General features: G+C 57.7%; 16 protein-coding genes. 14 read left to right on the top strand and 2 right to left on the bottom strand.

Annotated elements, in window-relative coordinates; all coding sequences use genetic code 11:
- The first annotated feature begins 9 nt into the window (after positions 1-9).
- The 9 genes from L6966_RS08260 (at position 10) to L6966_RS08220 (ending at position 7,480) form a co-directional block, all read left to right on the top strand.
- The gene (locus L6966_RS08260) at positions 10-267 is read left to right on the top strand and encodes a DUF2339 domain-containing protein (protein ID WP_143539241.1); all 258 of its coding nucleotides are present in this window, start codon (positions 10-12) and stop codon (positions 265-267) included.
- Positions 268-364: 97 nt separating this feature from the next.
- Positions 365-1,168, top strand: coding sequence for a F0F1 ATP synthase subunit A (gene atpB / locus L6966_RS08255; protein WP_237224820.1), 804 nt, complete (start codon positions 365-367; stop codon positions 1,166-1,168).
- Between the two features lie 138 nt (positions 1,169-1,306).
- Positions 1,307-1,519, top strand: coding sequence for an ATP synthase F0 subunit C (gene atpE, locus L6966_RS08250; RefSeq protein WP_237224819.1), 213 nt, complete (start codon positions 1,307-1,309; stop codon positions 1,517-1,519).
- Between the two features lie 54 nt (positions 1,520-1,573).
- Complete coding sequence (locus L6966_RS08245) at positions 1,574-2,119, top strand: F0F1 ATP synthase subunit B (RefSeq protein ID WP_237224818.1); 546 nt, start codon at positions 1,574-1,576, stop codon at positions 2,117-2,119.
- Positions 2,119-2,931, top strand: a complete 813-nt coding sequence (locus tag L6966_RS08240) for a F0F1 ATP synthase subunit delta (protein ID WP_237233188.1) — start codon at positions 2,119-2,121, stop codon at positions 2,929-2,931. Before L6966_RS08245 ends, L6966_RS08240 begins: the two co-directional genes overlap by 1 nt.
- Before the next feature lie 156 nt (positions 2,932-3,087).
- Positions 3,088-4,713: a F0F1 ATP synthase subunit alpha gene (gene atpA, locus L6966_RS08235; protein ID WP_083093678.1), complete on the top strand. Its 1,626-nt coding sequence runs from the start codon at positions 3,088-3,090 to the stop codon at positions 4,711-4,713.
- A gap of 76 nt (positions 4,714-4,789) precedes the next feature.
- Complete coding sequence (locus L6966_RS08230; RefSeq protein ID WP_083093677.1) at positions 4,790-5,710, top strand: F0F1 ATP synthase subunit gamma; 921 nt, start codon at positions 4,790-4,792, stop codon at positions 5,708-5,710.
- A gap of 46 nt (positions 5,711-5,756) precedes the next feature.
- The gene (gene atpD / locus L6966_RS08225; protein WP_083093675.1) at positions 5,757-7,220 is read left to right on the top strand and encodes a F0F1 ATP synthase subunit beta; all 1,464 of its coding nucleotides are present in this window, start codon (positions 5,757-5,759) and stop codon (positions 7,218-7,220) included.
- A 2-nt stretch (positions 7,221-7,222) separates the two neighbouring features.
- The gene (locus L6966_RS08220; RefSeq protein WP_083093674.1) at positions 7,223-7,480 is read left to right on the top strand and encodes a F0F1 ATP synthase subunit epsilon; all 258 of its coding nucleotides are present in this window, start codon (positions 7,223-7,225) and stop codon (positions 7,478-7,480) included.
- A gap of 150 nt (positions 7,481-7,630) precedes the next feature.
- Here L6966_RS08220 and nucS read toward each other — a convergent pair whose 3' ends face one another.
- Positions 7,631-8,347: an endonuclease NucS gene (nucS, locus tag L6966_RS08215; RefSeq protein WP_083093672.1), complete on the bottom strand. Its 717-nt coding sequence runs from the start codon at positions 8,345-8,347 to the stop codon at positions 7,631-7,633.
- Positions 8,348-8,405: 58 nt separating this feature from the next.
- Between nucS and L6966_RS08210 the strand changes: the two genes are divergently transcribed.
- Positions 8,406-8,747 carry an ATP/GTP-binding protein gene (locus tag L6966_RS08210; RefSeq protein WP_237224815.1) on the top strand — a complete coding sequence of 114 codons (342 nt, stop codon included), beginning with the start codon at positions 8,406-8,408 and terminating at the stop codon, positions 8,745-8,747.
- Between the two features lie 106 nt (positions 8,748-8,853).
- Here L6966_RS08210 and L6966_RS08205 read toward each other — a convergent pair whose 3' ends face one another.
- Positions 8,854-10,170, bottom strand: coding sequence for an AI-2E family transporter (locus L6966_RS08205; protein WP_083093668.1), 1,317 nt, complete (start codon positions 10,168-10,170; stop codon positions 8,854-8,856).
- Between the two features lie 146 nt (positions 10,171-10,316).
- Between L6966_RS08205 and L6966_RS08200 the strand changes: the two genes are divergently transcribed.
- The 4 genes from L6966_RS08200 (at position 10,317) to L6966_RS08185 (ending at position 14,251) form a co-directional block, all read left to right on the top strand.
- A complete protein-coding gene (locus L6966_RS08200) occupies positions 10,317-11,252 on the top strand; it encodes a co-chaperone YbbN (RefSeq protein ID WP_083093666.1) in 936 nt (311 codons plus the stop codon).
- 54 nt (positions 11,253-11,306) lie between these two features.
- A complete protein-coding gene (locus L6966_RS08195; RefSeq protein WP_083093664.1) occupies positions 11,307-12,212 on the top strand; it encodes an ABC transporter ATP-binding protein in 906 nt (301 codons plus the stop codon).
- A complete protein-coding gene (locus tag L6966_RS08190) occupies positions 12,194-13,813 on the top strand; it encodes a hypothetical protein (protein ID WP_083093662.1) in 1,620 nt (539 codons plus the stop codon). The genes L6966_RS08195 and L6966_RS08190 overlap by 19 nt, the downstream gene beginning before the upstream one ends.
- Positions 13,814-13,963: 150 nt before the next feature.
- A complete protein-coding gene (locus tag L6966_RS08185; protein WP_083093660.1) occupies positions 13,964-14,251 on the top strand; it encodes a DUF3039 domain-containing protein in 288 nt (95 codons plus the stop codon).
- The last annotated feature ends 158 nt before the right edge of the window (positions 14,252-14,409 follow it).

Here is a 14,409-nt window from a genome sequence, read left to right as displayed (position 1 = left end):
CATATGCACGTGGGTAAAACTGACCGTAAGTGGTACAAGCAAGATAAGCAGCTCCGATCAGCTGGCGACCTCGTAGCCGGGGGCGGAACAGCCGGTGCTTTTATGACTTTGCTCTATGTCATGATAGGCATTGGTATCTGGTCTTTGATAGGCTATGGTCTGGACCACTTACTAGGGACCACCTGGATTGTTTGGGTCGGCGCACTGCTAGGTGCTTTCGGTGGAATATACCTGGTGTACATCCATCTGCAGCAGAGCAAAAACTAAGACCGCTCCTCGGAGCTGGCACACACAGTACTTTGATTCTTTACACCTCTGAGGTTGCTGGTAGCAGCGGCCAACACGAAGCAAGAAAGGACTTGCCTTGATTTCAAACGGGCTAGTTGTCGCAGCGGGAGAACAGCAAGGCTACGTTCCGCCCACCATTGACGATATGCATCTACCTGCATTCTTCACCATCGGTAATTTTGAATTCGGCAAGCACACCGTCCTGATCCTGCTTTCGGTGGTCATCGTTGCTGGCTTCTTCCTGTTCGCAGCCCGTAAGCGCGCCATGGTGCCCTCCCGCACCCAGTTCGTGGGTGAAATGGGTTACGGGTTGGTGCGTAACAGTCTGGGCAAGGAACTCATTGGTGTCCACCACTATAAGCCCTTCGTTCCCATTCTCTTCACCTTCTTCTTCTTCATTCTGGTCAATAACCTTTACGGTTCGGTCCCCGTCATCCAGCTACCCACCATGTCACACGTAGGTTCTGCCTACGCCCTGGCCGGTATCGCCTACCTGACCTGGGTTGGTGTTGGTATCAAGCGTAAGGGCTTTGGTGGGTTCATGAAAGATATGACCATGCCCCCCGGCGTCCCGCCGCTGGTCTACGTGATTCTCATTCCGATTGAGTTCATGTCTAACCTGCTGATTCGCCCCGCAACTCACGCCCTGCGTCTCTTCGCTACCATGTTCGGTGGTCACCTGGCGCTCATGGTTGCAGCATCACTGACCCAGTATCTGATTATGGAAGCTGGCGGTGTCGCGGCTCTGGCCTCAATCGGTTCCGGCGCCCTGGGTATCTTCCTCTACTTCCTGGAGCTGATGATTCAGTGCATCCAGGCCTACGTCTTCACCCTGCTCCTTGCGGTCTACCTGCAGGGCTCAGTCTCAGAAGGCCACTAAAAATAGGTTTTCTCCGGCAGGTCACCCCGGCCGGACGAGAAAAGCAACCCGCCTCGGCGGGGAGTGTCCACCATATCAACTCTGTCTGAGCGCTACACACATCGAATAGCTCGGGCACTGTGAAAGGAAACAAACCACATGGAAATCACCGGTTCACTTACCGCAGTAGGGTACGGCCTGTCAGCAATCGGCGGCGGTATCGGTGTAGGCCTTATCTTTGCTGCCTACATGACCTCCGTTGCCCGTCAGCCCGAGTCACAGCGCACCCTGCAGCCCATGCTCTTCCTGGGCTTCGCTCTGGTTGAAGCGTTGGCGATTCTTGGCCTGGTTCTTGCGTTTATCATGCAGTAATTTCCGGCATCCGCCGAAAATTCTTGACCGAACTATAGAACAGGAAAACCCCCTATGACTCATCTAATGGCAGCAGGAGAAGGCGCAAACCCTGTCATCCCTAACGTCTGGGAAATAGCCATTACCGCCATCGGGTTCCTGATCCTCCTCTTCATCGTTTCCAAGTACGTCGTCCCGGCCTTTGAAAAGATTTACCAGGACCGTAAGGAAGCCATTGAGGGTGGTCTAGCCAAGGCCGAAAAGGCCCAGGCAGAGGCCGCAGCAGCACGCGAAGAGTATGGCCAGCAGCTCGAAAGCGCTCGTCTGGAAGCCCAGAAAATTCGTGAGGAAGCACGCGCTGAAGGCGACGCCATTGTAGCGGAAGCCAAGGAACGCGCTAACGCTGAGGCCGCTCGTATCACCGAGAACGCCCAGAAGACTATCGAGGCAGAACGTGCCGCAGCCACAGCATCACTTCGCACTGAAGTAGGCGCACTGGCTACTGCACTGGCTGGCAAGATTGTGGGCGAATCCCTCAATGACGATGAGCGATCTGCACGTGTAGTCGATCGTTTTCTGGCTGACCTTGACGCACAGCAACAGGCAGGTGCGGCCCGCTAATGTCAGCAGTATCGACTGAATCACTGAACCAGGTGGAACAGGTTTTGGTTGCTCAGGCTACCGATAACCCGACCCATCTCGCAGACGAACTCTTCGCTGTTGTCGATTTGATTGACAGCAACGGTGGGTTCCGGCGAGGTCTAACCGATTCCTCCCGCGAAGCATCGCAGCGAGCAGGTATAGCCCGATCAGTTCTGGGCGGCAAGATTTCAGAAGCAGCTCTAACCGTGGTTTCTACAGCAGCAGAAGCCCGCTGGAGTTCAGAACGAGACCTGGCCGATGCCCTCGAAACCACCGCTGTAACCTCAGTAGCGCTTTCTGCTGAACAGCGAGGGGGAGTAGAGGCCCTAGAGCAGACCGTCAATGAGCTGTTGACTTTCATCAACACCGTTGACGCCTCAGCTGAGGCCCAGGCTGCTCTAGCCGATTCCCGGGCAAGCAAGGAAGCACTCAAGAAGCTGGCTGTCTCTCTGGGGGGCAACGCCGCCTCAGCTGAAGGCAGGCTTCTGCTTGAACGTGTTGGCTCAGCACCTCGCGGTACTACCGCAGCCCGCCTGGCCAACAAGTTCGTTGAAATCATCGTCAAGCGTCAAAACCGTTGGATCGCACGAGTCACCTCAGCTACCGCGCTGACTGCAGAGCAGACCGCAAAGCTTCAGGGGTCACTCAACAAGACCTACGGCAAGGAGCTGAAGCTCGACATCACCGTAGACCCCGCACTTCTAGGTGGTCTGCGTGTGCAGGTAGGTGACGAAGTCATCGATGGCTCACTGTCTACCAAGCTGTCAGAACTAGGCCGCGCTTTCGCATAGGCGATTTACACAGTCGAGACCTCGACGGTGATTTAGAAGATACACAGACGTCAAGGGGTAGGGCATAAAGCCTAATCCCGGCACGTCACACAAGTTTCGGTGGGCCTGCCGCCAGTCGGCAGGCACACCAACAAATTAGGAGAGCAGGGACATAAGATGGCCGATTTGACCATCAACGCCGATGATGTCCGTAACGCGCTGAACGAATTCGCAGCGTCTTACGAACCCGGCAATGCAGAGCGCGTAGAGGTGGGTCGAGTTGCATCAGCATCCGACGGCATCGCACGCGTTGAGGGCCTTCCCTCAGTAATGGCTAACGAGCTGCTTCGCTTCGAAGACGGCACCCTTGGCCTGGCACAGAACCTCGACACTCGTGACATCGGTGTCATCATCCTCGGTGACTTCACCGGCATTGAAGAAGGCCAGGAAGTTCACCGTACCGGCGAGGTTCTCTCAGTACCCGTTGGCGATGCCTACCTAGGCCGTGTTGTTGACCCCCTGGGTAACCCCATCGACGACCTGGGTGAGATTGAAGCCGAAGGTCGCCGCGCCCTCGAACTTCAGGCTCCCGGCGTTACCCAGCGTAAGTCAGTTCACGAGCCCCTCCAGACCGGTCTCAAGGCAATTGACGCCATGATTCCGATTGGTCGTGGTCAGCGTCAGCTGATCATCGGTGACCGCCAGACCGGTAAAACCGCTATCGCGGTTGACACCATCCTGAATCAGAAGGACAACTGGGCTACCGGCGACCCCACCAAGCAGGTTCGCTGTGTCTACGTTGCAATTGGTCAGAAGGCCTCAACCATCGCCGCAGTACGCGAAACCCTCAAGCAGCAGGGTGCCCTAGAATACACCACCATTGTGGCTTCTCCCGCCTCTGACGCAGCGGGCTTCAAGTACCTGGCACCCTACACCGGTTCCGCCATCGGCCAGCACTGGATGTACGGCGGCAAGCACGTCCTCATCATCTTCGATGACCTCTCAAAGCAGGCGGAAGCCTACCGTGCAGTGTCACTGCTGCTGCGCCGCCCCCCGGGCCGTGAAGCCTACCCCGGCGACGTTTTCTACCTCCACTCCCGCCTGCTGGAGCGTTGCGCAAAGCTCTCGGACGACCTGGGTGCAGGTTCAATGACCGGCTTCCCGATTATTGAAACCAAGGCGAATGACGTTTCAGCCTTTATTCCCACCAACGTCATCTCCATCACCGACGGCCAGATTTTCTTGCAGTCAGACCTGTTCAATGCCAACCAGCGCCCCGCAGTTGACGTAGGTATCTCGGTTTCACGTGTGGGTGGTGCTGCGCAGACCAAGGCTATGAAGAAGGTCTCAGGTACCCTCAAGCTTGACCTTGCTCAGTACCGCGCCATGGAAGCCTTCGCAATGTTCGCTTCCGACCTGGACGAAGCATCCAAGGCCCAGCTGACCCGCGGTGCTCGCCTGACCGAGCTACTCCGCCAGCCCCAGTACACCCCCTACGCAGTTGAGGACCAGGTTGTCTCCATCTGGGCTGGCACCAACGGCTACCTCGATGACCTCGAAGTTTCAGACGTCCTGCGTTTTGAATCCGAGTTTATCGACCACCTGCGCCGCTCCACCTCAGTACTGCAGGACATCGCAGCATCAGGCAAGCTCGAAGACGAAACCGTAGCAGCTCTCGAAGCTGCCATTCTCGACTTCAAGCAGGGCTTCCGCTCAGAAGGTACCAGCCACCTCGTAGAGGTGGGCCACGAAGAGCACCAGCCCCTGTCAGACAGCGAAGTATCACAGGAAACTATCGGTTAGCGATTATCCTAGCTAGCACTCGTGCCCCTCTCGAGAGGGAGGGGCACCTGGAGCACTAGGAGTGAAAGGAATCTCTATGGGAGCCCAGATTAGGGTTTACCGCCAAAAGATTACTTCAACATCGTCTATGAAGAAGATCTTCAAGGCGATGGAGATGATCGCAACCTCACGCATCAACAAGGCACGTAAGAGCGCTGAGGCTGCCAGCCCCTACGCTAATGCGCTGACCAAGGCTGTTACTGCCATTGCGACTCAGCACCACATTGAGCACCCCCTGCTGGGCTCACGTGGTAAGGCTAAGACCGGTCGCTCTGCTGTACTCGTCCTCACCAGCGACCGCGGCCTTGCGGGTTCATACTCTTCATCCGTCCTCAAAAAAACCGAGGGTCTTATTGAGAAACTCCGCGGTGAGGGCCGTGACGTCAAGCTCTACCTCATCGGACGTAAGGCAAAGTCTTACTTTGACTTCCGCGAGCGTGAGTATGAACAGGCCTGGGAAGGCAACACCGACAACCCCAACATTGAGATGGCAGTAAAGGCCCGTGATGCCATCCTGGCAGCCTACGAAAACGGTGAAGTCGATGACCTCCACATCGTCTACACCGAGTTCGTTTCTATGGTCAGCCAGGAAACCCACGTGCTGCGCCTGCTTCCCATTGAGGTTGCAGCTGCCCACGAACTTGGCGAAGACATCATTCCCGGCGAAAACCTCGACAACGACCAGTTTGAACAGAACTCGGTCTTTGAATTCGAGCCTAACCCCCAGGAAGTCCTCGACGAGTTGCTCCCGCGTTACATCGCATCTCGCATCTACGCCTGCCTGCTCGAAGCAGCAGCGTCAGAACTGGCCTCCCGCCAGCGCGCGATGAAGTCCGCTGGTGACAACGCCGACGAGCTCATCAAGAAGTACACCCGACTGATGAACAACGCTCGCCAGGCGGAAATCACCCAGGAGCTCAGCGAAATTGTTGGCGGCGCCGACGCACTCGCCTCCTAAACCCACCCAACAAACTTTCCACTCTCTACATAGGTAAGTGAGAACAATGACTGCCACTCTGAACGAATCGGCTACCGCGCCGGCTCAGGGCGCAACCGGTCGCATTGCTCGCGTCATCGGCCCTGTCGTTGACGTTGAGTTCCCTGCCGGCCAGGTACCTGACATTTACAACGCGCTGACCGCTGATCTGACCCTCAACGGCACCACCCGCAAAATCACCTTCGAGACTGCCCAGCACCTCGGTGATTCGCTGGTGCGCGCCATTTCTCTGCAACAGACCGACGGCCTCGTCCGCGGCCAGGCTGTAGTCGATACCGGTGCTCCCATCTCCGTCCCGGTTGGTGACGGCGTCAAGGGCCACATCTTCAACGTCCTCGGTGACGCCCTCGATGTCTCCAACGACGAAATCAAGGCTGACACCTACTGGCCCATCCATCGTGCAGCCCCCGGCTTCGCAGACCTCGAAGGTTCGACCGAGATGCTGGAAACCGGCATCAAGTCCATCGACCTTCTGACCCCCTACATCAAGGGCGGTAAGATTGGCCTCTTCGGTGGCGCGGGCGTTGGTAAGACCGTTCTGATCCAGGAAATGATTACCCGCGTTGCCCGTAACTTCGGTGGTACCTCCGTATTCACCGGTGTGGGTGAACGTACCCGTGAAGGTAACGACCTCTGGGTTGAAATGGAAGAAGCAGGTGTTCTCAAGGACACCGCCCTCGTGTTCGGCCAGATGGACGAACCGCCCGGAACCCGTCTGCGCGTTGCGCTGACAGGCCTGACCATGGCGGAATACTTCCGTGACGTTCAGAACCAGGACGTTCTGCTCTTCATTGACAACATCTTCCGCTTCACGCAGGCAGGTTCTGAGGTTTCAACCCTGCTCGGCCGTATGCCGTCCGCTGTGGGCTACCAGCCCAACCTGGCCGATGAAATGGGTCTGCTGCAGGAGCGCATCACCTCAACCCGTGGTCACTCCATCACCTCCATGCAGGCAATTTACGTTCCTGCGGATGACTACACCGACCCCGCACCTGCAACCACCTTCGCCCACCTGGATGCGACCACCGAGCTCTCTCGTGAGATTGCTTCACGTGGTCTGTACCCCGCGATTGATCCGCTGTCCTCCACCTCCCGAATCCTGGATCCCCAGTACATCGGCCAGGAGCACTACGACACCGCAATCCAGGTTAAGGCGATTCTGCAGGAAAACAAGGAACTGCAGGACATCATCGCCATCCTTGGTGTTGACGAACTCTCCGAAGAGCAGAAGGTCGTTGTTTCCCGTGCTCGCCGCATCGAGCAGTTCCTCTCACAGAACACCTACACTGCTAAGCAGTTCACCGGTGTTGAGGGCTCGACCGTGGCCATCAAGGACACCATTGAGTCCTTCCAGATGATTTGCCGTGGCGATGTTGACCACATCCCCGAGCAGGCCTTCTACAACATCGGTGGTATGGACGACGTCATGCGCCGTTACGAGGAAATCAAGGCACAGTCTGGAGCCAAGTAATCATGGCACTGAAAGTTGAAGTCGTATCGCGCGAACACATTGTCTGGGTAGGCGAGGCCTCGTACGTACGTGCGCGCACCGTGGATGGTGACCTGGGTATCATGCCAGGTCATATCCCGACCATGGCCCTTCTGGCCGAGGACGGGGAGCTTCTGATTGAGGCCACCAGCGGTGAGAAGAAGACCACCCGCTTACACGAGGGTTTTCTGACCGTTTCAAACGATCGGGTAACCATCGCAGCCAAGCACGCTCAGATCTAAACTGACCGAGCCAGCACGCAGAGATGCCGCCCTGCCCCGTTCACGGGGGCAGGGCGGCATCCTTTTACCTATGTGTCAGGTCAACGAGTGCTCTCAAGGCGACCGTTTAGCCAGATAATGAATGAAAGCTACAGGTGTAGTGGGCGAGCTTTAGAAAAGACGGGACTCCGCATCATCTACACCGCGCATGGTGTCGTAGTCCAGTGACACGCAGCGGATGCCGCGGTCTTCAGCCAGGGTGCGGGCCTGGGGCTTGATGCGCTGGGCAGCAAAGATGCCCTGGACGGGTGCCAGTAGCGGGTCGCGGTTGAGCAGTTCCAGGTAGCGGGTGAGTTGCTCTACCCCGTCGATGTCGCCGACGCGCTTGAGCTCAACAGCCACGGAGATGCCAGAAGCGTCCTTGGCAAGAATGTCGACTGGGCCAATAGCTGTGGGGTATTCGCGGCGCACCAGGCGGTAGCCGGCACCGAGAAGTTCAATCTGTTCGGCCAGCAGGCGCTGTAAGTCAGCCTCAACGCCGTCCTTAATCAGGCCGGGATCTACTCCGAGATCGTGGCTGAGTTCACCCCGAGTGCCAAAGACCCGGATGACCAGCTTGTCGTCGCTTTTAGCGGCTTGAACCGTCCAGAGCTGTTCTACATCGGGGTCGAGATCCTCGGCGACCGAGGTGCCCTCAAACTCTTCGCGCGGCGCGATATGAAGGCGGCAGGGCGGGCTCATCCAGTTGAGGGGCTTATAGGAACCACCGTCGGAGTGAATCAGCACAGACCCATCATTTTTAATCATGAGCAGGCGGGTGGCTCGGGGCAGATGGGCATTGAGACGGCCCATGTAGTCGACAGAACAATCAGCTATTACTAAACGCACGCCTCCCACTCTAACAGGTGGCTTGGGCGGGCACACCGGTGCATGAAAGAATGGGGGAATGCCTCGTCGTTCTTCATCTCAGCCCCGCCGCTCCAACTCTAACTCCGGGGCAGCCCCCAGTAAATGGCAGAAAGCTCGCCCAGCTGGGCGCGATATTTCCCGTATCCTTGACCCTGCCCCGCGGGTGGAGCGGGCCCAGGACGGTGACTGGTATGTGCAGTACATTCCTTCGATCAATGCTCTGAAAACCTATAAGTGCCCCGAGTGTGAGCGGCCTATCCAGCCCGGGGTTGCTCACCTGGTGATCTGGCAGCAGGACCACATGTTTGGTGCTCAGCGGGCTATCGAGGAGCGCCGCCACTGGCATGAGCGTTGTTGGGCAACCCGTAGATTCTGGTAGGCACCCGGTGGCAATACGCCACCGTATGCCACGCTAGTAGCGCAAAAACCCGGTAGCGCCCCTGCAGAAAGGCAAGGTGCTACCGGGTGTGAAAACGGGCAGTTCCTTAGAGCTGATCTTGGCGGGGTACAAGAACCTCATTGACTAGGATGAGCATGGAGGCGGCGACCGGGATAGCGATAATGGCCCCCAGCACGCCCCAGAGCGAGCCGCCGGCGACCACCGCGATAATCGCAACGGCACCGGGAACGGCCACAGCACGGCTCATGATACGGGGTGAGATGAAGTAGGCCTCGAACTGGAGATAAATCAGGTAGGGAACCAGGAAGAAAAGGGCTGTCTGCCAACTGTCAGTGAGTGAAACCACCGATACAAGCACAGCCGCTGCTACACCGCCCACCAGGGGAATGAAGGCCAGTATGAGCACAAAGAGCATCAGCAGTTGGGGGAAGGGAACCCCAACGATGAGCATGACCAGAGACGCAAAGGTTGCGTTGCAGATAGCCACGATGGCTTGACCCATAACGTATTGCCCGACTGAACTGGTGATTCTTTCGGTCAGGTAGCCGACTCTTTCTCGTTTTGATGCCGGGGCTAGCCGAATAAACCAGGCTTTGATGGTGGGGAGCGAAGCGAGCACGTAGACCGAGAGAAAGAGCACGATGATGGTGCCCGTGGTGATTTCTGCCAGGGTTGACCCGGCGTTGATGAGCGAGTTAAAGAAGCCACTGACCACGGAGGTGTCAGAGGTAATTTGAGCAAAGAATCTCTCAACCTCAGTGTCAACCGCATTTCTAATATGGAACTGTCGGTCGATTGCGGTGAAGAAATCTGAGCCCAGAAAGTTCTCGAACTGTTGTGGAAAGCCGGTAATGAACGAGACGGCCTGGCGGGCTATGGCCGGTACAATCCAGAAGATGAGAAGGGCAGCCAGGGCAGTGAAAGCTAGAAAAACAATTCCAACGCCGGCACCTCTGGGAACCCCCCAGGATTCTAGTTTGCGGACGGCTGGATCTAGCCCTAGGCCGATGAAGACTGCACCGGTAATCCAGCCAGCGAGAGCCCCTACGTTGAGCACAAAATACATGCCCATCCAGGCAAGGCCCACGCCGACTGCTAGCATAAATCCAAAATAGACGGGGTTAGTGATGTGCCTGCCCTTGCCAGGCGCGAGCACTTGGTGTTCTGCCGAACCGGCTGGGGGAGAGGCGGAGGTACCGGCGTTTTCTCGAAGGTGCTCGGGTTCGGCCGGTAGCTGGAACCTGTGCCTGGGTCTGGCTCCGGGGATCGCGGGCACAGAAAACCGGGGGGACTCAGCGGTGCGTTCACGGGAATCACGGTCAGCTTTAGAGGGCGCTGGCTTGGGCTGAGTGCGCGAGGTGAGGGAGCGCAGTAGGTGTTGGGGTGAGAAGGAAGAGGCCATAATCGCTTCGTCAGTTGTGGGCTGGTGTTGTTCCTACTGTATCTCGATTCTGCCTTAGGCTAGAAAAAGGGGTGTGCGCTCACTGTGTGCGTGCCGCCGGTGGCAGTATGGAAGAAAAGTTTTGTTTGTTGTAGAGGAGTCTAGCTATGAGTGAGAATAAAGGTTTTGAGGAGGCAGGTCTGCCTGCATCGGTGCGCAACGCTCCAGACCTGTCTGAGGTAGTCCAGCCCGCATCTGTTGCCCAGGAGGTAGCTGCCGAGCCTGTCTCCGGTGAGAAGAGCTGGCGACTTGATGTGACCGATCTAGATCAGTTCCAACAGCTGGTGCAGGAGTCTAACCGGGGTGCGGTTATCTTCGCCCTGTGGGCGCCCCACTCACCGGCATCGGTACAGATGCTAGAAGAGACAGAGGCTCTGGTGAACTCTGCTGGCGGCAACCTGCTCCTGGCTGCCGTGGATATTACCAAGATTCCCGAGATTGGGCAGGCTTTCCAGATTCAGGGTGTTCCTGCTGCCGTGGCTGTGCTGGCGGGCCGCCCGGCGCCGCTCTTCAACGGCCCCGTTGAGCCTCAGGCCCTTACCGAGGTGCTGGGCCAGGTGCTACAGCTTGCTGCCCAGCAGGGCCTGCCCGGTGGGTTCGAGCCGGTGCTGTCGGAAGCTGAGAAGCCCCTGCCGCCCCTGCATCAGGAGGCCCTTGAGGCTCTAGACCGCGGCGACTATTCTGCTGCCGAGAACGCCTACACCCGTGCGCTCAACGAGAACCCCGGGGATACAGACGCTAAGATCGGACTGGCTCAAGTGCACCTGTTGCACCGCGTCTCAACCCTTGATGCGACCGAAGAACGCAAGGCCGCTGCCGCTGATTCCCTTAACGTAGAGGCACAGATGAATGTGGCTGATCTTGACGTTTCCGCTGGCCATGTGGAAGATGCCTTCAATAGACTCATCACCCTCTTCAAGGCGGTAGACGCAGAAACCAGAACCGCAGTACGTGAACGCCTCATCGAACTCTTCGAGGTAGTGGGAGCAGCTGACCCCCGTGTCACAAAGGCCCGTTCAGCCCTGATGACGGCTCTTTTTTAAGGAATCATCCTAGCGGGGGAGGGAGAATCTCGCGATGCTGGCTACAGTAGATGTATGGCACACGAAAACCTCCCCCCGCAGAATGAAAGTTACAATCGGCCCCAGTACTGGCAACCCCAGTACCGGTCAGAAGAAGCCCTCGGTAGCGGCTCTCCTGAGCAACTTACGGCGCCGGTAGAAGCTGAGGTGGCAGAGACCAGCAGGGTCAGCGCTGCCCTAGAGATAATCAACCTGGTGAAAGTCTTTGGTCAGCAGGCTGCGGTCGACGGAGTCAACCTGATTGTGCCCCGAGGCTCCTTTTATGGGCTGGTAGGGCGCAATGGCGCAGGCAAGACCACCACCTTATCGATGGCAACCGGGCTACTCAAACCCACCGCAGGTCGTGTGGAAATTGGGGGAGTGGACGTTTGGGCCGAGCCGCTGGCCGCCAAACGGAAGGTCGGCGTGCTACCCGACGGCGTCCGCCTCTTCGATAAACTTACCGGTGAGCAGCTCCTTACCTACGCTGGCCGCCTGCATGGACTCGATAAAGCAACCGTGGCCGAACGTACCCGTGACCTACTCATCGCCATGGATCTGACCGGGGCTGCTGGCCAGCAGGTTGCCAACTACTCAGCTGGCATGACCAAAAAAATTGCCCTGGCGTGCGCCATGATTCATGCCCCCTCCCTGCTGGTGCTCGATGAGCCCTTCGAAGCGGTGGACCCGGTCTCCGCGTCAAATATTCAGGACATCCTGCGGGCCTATGTGGTAGGCGGAGGCACCGTGATTATCTCCTCCCACGTGATGGATCTGGTACAGCGCCTGTGCGACCACGTAGCCATTATGAACGCTGGTCGTATTCTGGCCTCAGGCACCGTGGAACAGGTACGCGGAGCTGCCTCCCTGGAGGAACGGTTTGTTGAGCTGGTGGGCGGACGCGTTGTATCGGAGGGTATCTCATGGTTGCAGTCCTCCTAAAACTCAAACTTGATCACTTTTTAGCTATTTTCCGCAACGGTAACGTCTGGGCCATTGTGGGCCTGGTCATCGGCCTGCTCTACGGGCTGGGCGTCCTTGTGGGCCTAGCCGGTTATGGGTCAGTCTTGCAGAACCCGGCCGACTCCCTGCTTCTACTGGGGCTGGCCGGTGGCCTGCTCACCCTAGCCTGGTGGCTTATTCCACTGGTGGCAGCCGGGGCTGACCCTACCCTCGACCCGGAGCGGCTCGCACCCTACCCCATTACCGTCCGCCAGCTTATGAGCGGCCAGGCTATGGGGGCTCTCATTGGGGTACCGGGTACCCTCACCGTGTTAGCTGCCCTTGCGCTGGTCACCTCCAATCTTTACTCCCTGCCTGCCACCCTAGCTTTTATCCCGGCCTCTTTACTGGGGGTGACCCTGGCCGTCCTGGGCGGACGCCTGACAGCGGTAGCGTCGATTCCCATCCGCTCCCGACGTGCCCTTAGTAACGCTCTGACCATTGCTGCCTTTACAGCCCTGGTCTTTGCCGGGCCCCTTATCATGGCAGTGACCGCCGGTATAGCCAGCAACATGAGCCAGCTACGCCATGTTCTCACCTACCTGCAGTGGACCCCGCTGGCCTCTGCCTGGGCTATCGCCCCGCAGGTTGGAGCCGGTCGCTACGGTCTCGCTGCCGCCCTGGCAGCATTGACCCTGATTTACTGTGCCCTGGCCTGGTTTATCTGGAAGTTTTTTGCGGCGAAAACCATGGCTAGCGTGGGCGATACAGCCATCCAGCGCGATGAAGGGAAAACTGTTGAGGAGGGTAACCTGGGGCTGCTTGGTCGGTTCCCCGCCACCGTACGCGGTGCCATTGCTGCCCGCACCCTGGGCATGATGCTTAAGGATTCCCGAGCCAACCTCAATGTGCTGATACTGCCCTTGATGTATATCTTGATGATTACTATTTCGGGATCTTTTATCTTTACCGTTAACGGGGCCGAGGGGACTGTGGCTAACCCCATGACCTTTATCATGGTCGGTGCCTTCATACCCGCCATGGCCGGTTATTCTCAGTCCACCCTGGCTTCGCTTGACGGCTCAGCCTTCTCCCTGCACGCCCTCTCACCCCTGCGCGGTATAGATGACAGGCTGGGGCGGGCATACGGCATGATGCTACTTTACCTGCCCATGATTGTGGTGGGCACCCTGGCTTTCTCCTTTCTGACCGGGAACGCTATCTGGGCCCTGCCCCTACTGGTAACATCCCTAGGCACCTACTTCATTGCCAACGGCATGGCCAACTACCTTGACACTACCTTCAATGCGCCGGTTGTCCCGCCAGGAACCAGCCCCTGGAAGACCCCGGAACAGCCCGATGGCATGGCCAAAACTATGGTGCGAGGCTTACTAATCTTCATCCCCATGGCCCTTTCCCTCCCCGCCCTCATCGGCATGGGTGCCAGCTCCATCACTGGTAACATTCTCTGGTTCTGGCTAGGTGCCACAGTCACGGCCCTCATCGGGGCGCTTGCCTTCTATCTGGGCGTCCGCGCCGGGGCTAAAAACTATGAACTGCATGTAGCAGATATGTACCAACGGGTAGCCCGCTACAGCTAACCTACCTTTCTACTAGCGTGAAGCAGGCAAACCACCCCCACCAGAGGCGTCCAGCCCTTGCCCCACAGTAGGAGCCGGATGCCGTCTTGACGGGGGCACTACACTGAATAGACAAGACCAAACTGCTTTGAGAATTAAGGAGACTAAGATATGTCGTCAATCCCCGGCATCGAAGACCCCTTCCCCGAAACCGCTCACTCCGGCGGAACTGCCCTGCTGGAACGTGAAGAAGTGCAGGACGTCGAACCTGGCGACCACGAGCGTTTCGCCCACTATGTGCGCAAAGAAAAAATTATGGAGTCAGCCCTGACCGGTAAGCCTGTGCGTGCCCTCTGCGGTAAAAAGTGGACTCCCGGCCGCGACCCCGAAAAGTTCCCCGTCTGCCCCGAATGCAAGGAAATCTACGAGGGCCTAGTACCCGGCAACGACGAGAACTAGAGCTATCTCATAGCCCCATTCGCCCGCGAATGGGGCTAAACTTTTGTGGTGCCCAAAAACTTTGAGGGCAACTACTGCGGGAAGGGAAGATACGAGATGAACGAAAGCCAGCTACCACTCTTCGGCGAAGGATCCAACCTGTCTCTTATACACACCTG

It is taken from the genome of Rothia nasisuis (assembly GCF_928381405.1).
GTDB classification, from domain to species: domain Bacteria; phylum Actinomycetota; class Actinomycetes; order Actinomycetales; family Micrococcaceae; genus Rothia; species Rothia nasisuis.
This window is presented reverse-complemented; position numbering and strand designations above follow the sequence as displayed.